Here is a 5,695-nt window from a genome sequence, read left to right as displayed (position 1 = left end):
GGGTTGAAGATGTGCCTGCACAGCCACGACAAACGCGTGCTGTACGGGTTTCTCGGCCTGGCCTTGCTGGCCGCCAACCGTGGCGATTACGCCCAGGCCTTTATCCAGTTGCGTGATGCCGAGCGCTTGATGCAGCAACGGCACGTGCCAGACACGGTGTACCGCGCCGTGCTGCTGTTGGTCAGCGGGCACTTCTGGTTACAGCAAGGGCGTGCCGAGTTGACGGTGGAGGCGGTGCGCCGGGTCTTGCGTCACTTTCGTGGCCCCCAGGCCCGGCAGGCGCCGCCGGCTACCCTGGAATTGGTGCCGCGTCTGGAATACCTGCTGGTGTTGGCCGAGGTGAAACTGGGTTGTGCCGACCAACCTATCGCACGCATTAATGCCTTGCTCGACACCACTCGGCAGCGCGGCATGCTGTGCCTGGAAACCGAATTGCACCTGGTACTGGGTGAAGTGGCTTGGCAACTGGGCGATTCGGCCCTGGCGCGTGGTGCGCTGCAAACCGGCCAGGCTCTGGCGCAACGCTGTCAGGTGCAACAGGCGATTCGCGAGTTGCGCTTGCGCGCGCCGGGGTTGTTGAGCGAATTGGGCCTGGAGGCTCAGGTGTCAACGGCGGGCGCGGCGGACAACCCCCTGAGCCAGCGCGAGCTGGAAGTGTTGCAGTTAATCGCCCAGGGCAACTCCAACCTGGAAATCGCCGACCGCCTGTTTATTTCCCTGCACACCGTCAAGACCCACGCGCGGCGCATCCATAGCAAACTCGGTGTGGAGCGGCGCACCCAGGCGGTGGCCAAGGCCAAGACGTTGGGCTTGATGACCTAGGCGCTGAACGCCTGGCGGTACTCCCCAGGTGTGGCGCCCATGGCCTGGCGAAAACGATGGGTGAAGTGGCTGGCACTGGAGAAACCGCACATCCAGGCGATTTCACCCAAGGGCAGCGCGCCACCGCGCAGCAGGGTTTGCGCACGCGCCAGGCGACGCGCCAAGAGATATTGATGGGGCGGCAGGCCGAAGCTTTGGCGGAACATCCGCGCAAAATGGTACTCCGACAGCGCACACAGTCCGGCCAACTGCCCCAGACTGATAGGGTCTTCCAGGTGGTGGTCGATGTATTCCACCAATAGCCGCCGCTGGTGGGCCGCCAGCCCGCCTTTCAAGCGCAGTCCGTTTCGCGCGCCCACTTGGCTGAGCAAGGTGTGGCTGAGCATTTCGTGGGCCAGGCTGCTGGTCAGCAGGCGCTCGGCGGGTTCGTGCCAGTTGAGGGCGATCAACTGGTGAAAGCGCCGGGCTTGGGTGGCGTCTTCCAGGAAAGTGCTTTCGCGCAGTTGAAGTTCACGCGGCTCGCGGTCAAGCAGGGTGACGCAACCGAGGGCAAATTGTTCCGGGCTGAAATACACGTGGGCCAGGCGGATCTCACCGTTGATGACCCAGGCCGACTGGTGCTCGGCGGGCAGGATGCACAGTTTGTCGGGGCCACCCTTGGTGCCCGGCTGGTCACGCCGGAACGTGCCGGTGCCACCGCCGATGTAGCAGGACAGGGTGTGATGGCCGGGCGCCTGGTAATCCTGGGCATCATGGTGATTGCTCCACAGGGCCGCAGACAATCCGTCACCGAGCTCGGCGCAGGCTTCGAGGCGTGCGTTGGGCGAGCGGTTAAGGGATTGAAAGACTTGCAGGGATTCCAGATCTGGCATGGCGTGTTCTCCGACGTCTTGCATCCTACTCCGGGTGACCGGCGCTGTGAGCCCACCGGCCGACAAAAGCGCAAGAATCTGCAAGTGCTTTCCCGGCGTTGGCGGCGACACTGTGGCTCAATTGACGGAGCCCGCTATGAACCTTTTCCTGTATTTACTCACGGTGCTGATCTGGGGCACGACCTGGATCGCCCTCAAATGGCAGTTGGGCGTGGTGGCGATTCCCGTGTCGATCGTCTATCGCTTCGGCCTGGCGGCGCTGGTGTTGTTTGCGCTGTTGCTGCTCAGCCGCAAACTGCAGGTGATGAACCGGCGTGGGCACCTGATCTGCCTGGCCCAGGGGTTGTGCCTGTTCTGCGTCAACTTCATGTGCTTTCTCACCGCCAGCCAATGGATTCCCAGCGGGTTGGTAGCGGTGGTGTTTTCCACGGCCACGTTGTGGAACGCGTTGAATGCCCGGGTGTTCTTCGGCCAGCGGGTGGCGCGTAATGTGTTGATGGGGGGCGCGTTGGGGCTGCTGGGGTTGGGCTTTCTGTTCTGGCCGGAATTGGTCGGGCATACCGCCAGCCCACAGACTTTGCTCGGCCTGGGCTTGGCGTTGCTCGGCACGATGTGTTTTTCGGCGGGCAATATGCTGTCGAGCCTGCAACAGAAGGCCGGGCTCAAGCCGCTCACCACCAACGCCTGGGGCATGGCGTATGGCTCGGTGATGCTGGCGACCTACTGTGCCGTGCGCGGTATTCCGTTCGATATGGATTGGAGCGCGCGCTACATCGGCGCCCTGTGGTATTTGGTGATTCCGGGCTCGGTGATCGGTTTTACCGCCTACCTCACGCTGGTCGGCCGCATGGGGCCGGAGCGCGCGGCGTATTGCACGGTATTGTTCCCGGTGGTGGCGCTGAATGTGTCGGCGTTTGCCGAGGGCTATCAATGGACCGCGCCAGCGTTGGCGGGGTTGGTGCTGGTGATGCTGGGCAATGTGTTGGTGTTTCGCAAACCCAAGCCTGTGAGCCCGGTGTTTCAGGCTAAGCAAATCTAATGTGGGAGGGGGCTTGCCCCCGATGACGGTGTGTCAGCTAACTATCAGGTGCCTGACCCAATGCCATCGGGGGCAAGCCCCCTCCCACAGTTATTTGAGGCCAAGGCGCTTGGCCATGCGCCCCAGGTTGGCGCGGTCCAGGCCCAGTTCGCGGGCGGCGCCGGCCCAGTTTTGCTGGTGGCGTTCCAGGCAAGCGCTGATGATCTGGCGCTGATAGTGCTCGGTGGCCTGGCGCAGGTCGCCGGTGACGACGGGGGCTGATTCGGCCTGCGTTTCGACCGGCAGTGGCGCGCTGATGTCGGGCAAGTCCAGGTCCTGGGCGCTCAGGCTGAGGATCTTCGGCCGTTCGCGACAGTTACCCAGGGCCTTCAGGGCGCTGCGGCCAATTAAATGTTCCAGCTCGCGCACATTACCCGGCCAGTTGTAGGCCAGCAGTGCTGCCTGGGCATCGCTGGTCAGACGCAGGCTGCCCAGGCCCATGCGCGAGCGGTTCTGCTCCAGGAAGAAACCCGCCAACAGCAGCACGTCCCTGCCGCGCTCTCGCAACGCTGGCACTTGCAGCGGGTATACGCTGAGGCGGTGGTAGAAGTCCGCGCGATAGCGACCATTGCGCACTTCTTCGGCCAGGTCACGGTTGGTGGCGGCGATCAGGCGCACGTCCACTCGGTGCTCTTTGTCCGAGCCCAGGCGCTGCAACTGGCCGCTCTGCAGTACGCGCAGCAGCTTGGCTTGCACGGTCAGTGACAACTCGCCCACTTCGTCGAGGAACAGGGTGCCGCCATTGGCCAGCTCGAACTTGCCCCGGCGCTCGTTCAACGCGCCGGTGAAGGCGCCGCGCACATGGCCGAACAACTCGCTTTCCACCAAGGTTTCCGGCAACGCGGCGCAGTTGAGGCTGATCAGCGGTTTGTCCGCACGGGGCGAGGCCGCGTGGATAGCGTGGGCCACCAGCTCCTTGCCGACACCGGTTTCGCCAGTGATCAGTACGGTGAGGTCGCTGCCGCCCACCAGCTTGATCTCTTCCACCAGGCGTTTATGGGGCTTGCTCTGGCCGATCATTTCCTTGTGCTGCTGGCCGCTGGCCTCGCGGTAGATTTCGGCGCGTAGGGTCAGCCGTTCGATGCGTTCAGCCACGTTGACGGTCGCCGCAGCGAGGCTGGCAAAGGCTTGCAGGGCGTCCAGTTCGACACGCTCGAAACGCTCGGTGTCCAAGGCGTCGAGGGTCAGCAGGCCCCAGGGTTGATCGTCGACAAACAGCGGGCAGCCCATGCAATCGTGCACTTCCAGATGCCCGTGCAAGCCGTCGACCAAACCGTCGTAAGGGTCGGGCAGTTCACTGTCGCTGTCGAAGCGCGTCGGGCCGGGGCTGCTTAAGAGCACGGCAAAGCGCGGGTGTTCACTGACCTTGAAGCGCCGGCCCAAGGTATCGGGGCTCAAACCGTCCACTGCCAGGGGCACCAGCCATTCACCGTCCAGGCGTAGCAACGCGGCGGCATCACACGGCAGCAAGGCGCGCATGGCTTGCAGCAGGCGGCGGTAGCGCTCGCCTTCGGGCAGCTCGCGGGACAAGTCGGCGACCAGGGGCAGTAGGGTGGTGAGCAGCGATTGTGCAGTCATAATGACTCCTTGTAGTCCTTATGACTATAAAGCGTAGGATGTCATACTGACTACATAATATTTAAGTCATTGAAAAATAACGATTAACAAGTTGGCACGAATACTGAGTAAGCAAAGGCAATCAGTAAAAAGACCCAGGAGTCAGCCATGCTTAGTGCCCAAGACCGCGCCATTGTCAAATCCACTGTGCCCCTGCTGGAAAGCGGCGGTGAAGCCCTGATCACCCATTTCTACCGCATGATGCTCAGCGAATACCCGGAAGTTCGCCCGCTGTTCAACCAGGCCCACCAGGCCAGCGGCGACCAGCCTCGTGCCCTGGCCAATGGCGTGTTGATGTACGCGCGGCATATCGACCAGTTGGACCAACTGGGCGACCTGGTGGCGAAGATCATCAACAAACACGTCGCCTTGCAGATTCTGCCGGAGCACTACCCGATCGTGGGGGCCTGCTTGCTGCGTGCCATCTCCGAAGTGTTGGGCAGCGAGATCGCCACCCCGGAAGTGATGAGTGCCTGGGGCGCGGCATATGGCCAACTGGCGGATATCCTGATCGGTGCCGAAGCCGCCATCTATGACGAAAAAGCCCAGGCCCCGGGCGGCTGGCGCGGTGCGCGGCCGTTCATCCTGGTCAAGCGGGTAGAGGAGAGCGACGAGATCATCTCCTTCTATTTCGCTCCGGTGGATAACGGCCCGATCCTGGCGGCTGCGCCGGGCCAATACATTGGCCTGAAGTTGGTGCTCGATGGCGAGGAAGTGCGCCGCAACTATTCCCTGTCGGCCCTGACCGATAAAGGCCTGTACCGCATCAGCGTCAAGCGTGAAGCCAATGGGCGGGTCTCCAATTACCTGCATGACCAGATGCATGTTGGCGCGACCATCGACCTGTTCCCACCTTCGGGCGAGTTCACCCTGGCAGCCAGCGACAAGCCGCTGGTGCTGATCAGCGGTGGGGTTGGCATCACGCCGACATTGCCGATGCTCGAAGCGGCCCTGGCGACAGAACGGCCAGTGCACTTCATTCACTGTGCGCGTAACGGTGGGGTGCATGCGTTCCGTGATTGGGTCGATGGCCTGGCGGCCCAGCATCCGCAACTCAAGCGCTTCTATTGCTACGCCGAGGACGACGGTGTGAGCCCGGTGGCGGACAAAGTGGGCATGCTGACCCAGGAGCAACTGGCGGCGTGGTTGCCTGAGCAGCGTGATGTGGATGCTTACTTCCTGGGGCCTAAAGGTTTCATGGCGGCGATCAAGCGCCACCTCAAGGCGCTGGGCGTGCCGGAGAAGCAAAGCCGCTACGAGTTCTTCGGCCCGGCGGCGGCGCTGGAATAAGGTTTAACCGAAACAT

5 protein-coding genes are annotated in these 5,695 nt (G+C 62.7%); 3 read left to right on the top strand and 2 right to left on the bottom strand.

What is annotated here, in order from left to right; translation table 11 throughout:
• A partial coding sequence (locus ACRESD_RS08550; protein ID WP_431750524.1) for a response regulator transcription factor occupies positions 1-822 on the top strand: 822 nt, incomplete at its 5' end.
• Here the strand turns inward: ACRESD_RS08550 and ACRESD_RS08545 are convergent.
• On the bottom strand, positions 819-1,694 hold the full coding sequence (locus ACRESD_RS08545) for a helix-turn-helix domain-containing protein (protein ID WP_431750523.1): 876 nt from the start codon (positions 1,692-1,694) through the stop codon (positions 819-821). The genes ACRESD_RS08550 and ACRESD_RS08545 overlap by 4 nt on opposite strands.
• A gap of 136 nt (positions 1,695-1,830) precedes the next feature.
• Here ACRESD_RS08545 and ACRESD_RS08540 point away from each other — a divergent pair, with 136 nt between their 5' ends.
• Positions 1,831-2,733: a DMT family transporter gene (locus ACRESD_RS08540; protein WP_431750522.1), complete on the top strand. Its 903-nt coding sequence runs from the start codon at positions 1,831-1,833 to the stop codon at positions 2,731-2,733.
• Positions 2,734-2,823: 90 nt separating this feature from the next.
• Here the strand turns inward: ACRESD_RS08540 and norR are convergent, their stop codons facing one another.
• Positions 2,824-4,350, bottom strand: a complete 1,527-nt coding sequence (norR, locus tag ACRESD_RS08535; RefSeq protein ID WP_431750521.1) for a nitric oxide reductase transcriptional regulator NorR — start codon at positions 4,348-4,350, stop codon at positions 2,824-2,826.
• 147 nt (positions 4,351-4,497) lie between these two features.
• On the opposite strand from norR, the gene hmpA reads away from it, so the two are divergent.
• Positions 4,498-5,679, top strand: a complete 1,182-nt coding sequence (gene hmpA, locus ACRESD_RS08530) for an NO-inducible flavohemoprotein (RefSeq protein ID WP_431750520.1) — start codon at positions 4,498-4,500, stop codon at positions 5,677-5,679.
• Positions 5,680-5,695 lie beyond the last annotated feature (16 nt).

It is taken from the genome of Pseudomonas sp., from assembly GCF_050739995.1.
Taxonomy (GTDB): domain Bacteria; phylum Pseudomonadota; class Gammaproteobacteria; order Pseudomonadales; family Pseudomonadaceae; genus Aquipseudomonas.
The sequence above is the reverse complement of the archived record's forward strand: the minus strand, read 5'-3'. Positions and strand labels throughout refer to the sequence as shown.

Coding starts and splice junctions, on each gene's coding strand:
- ACRESD_RS08540 (WP_431750522.1), top strand. CDS start 1,831: ATGAACCTTTTCCTGTATTTACTCACGGTGCTGATCTGGGGCACGACC.
- hmpA (WP_431750520.1), top strand. CDS start 4,498: ATGCTTAGTGCCCAAGACCGCGCCATTGTCAAATCCACTGTGCCCCTG.
- norR (WP_431750521.1), bottom strand. CDS start 4,350: ATGACTGCACAATCGCTGCTCACCACCCTACTGCCCCTGGTCGCCGAC.
- ACRESD_RS08545 (WP_431750523.1), bottom strand. CDS start 1,694: ATGCCAGATCTGGAATCCCTGCAAGTCTTTCAATCCCTTAACCGCTCG.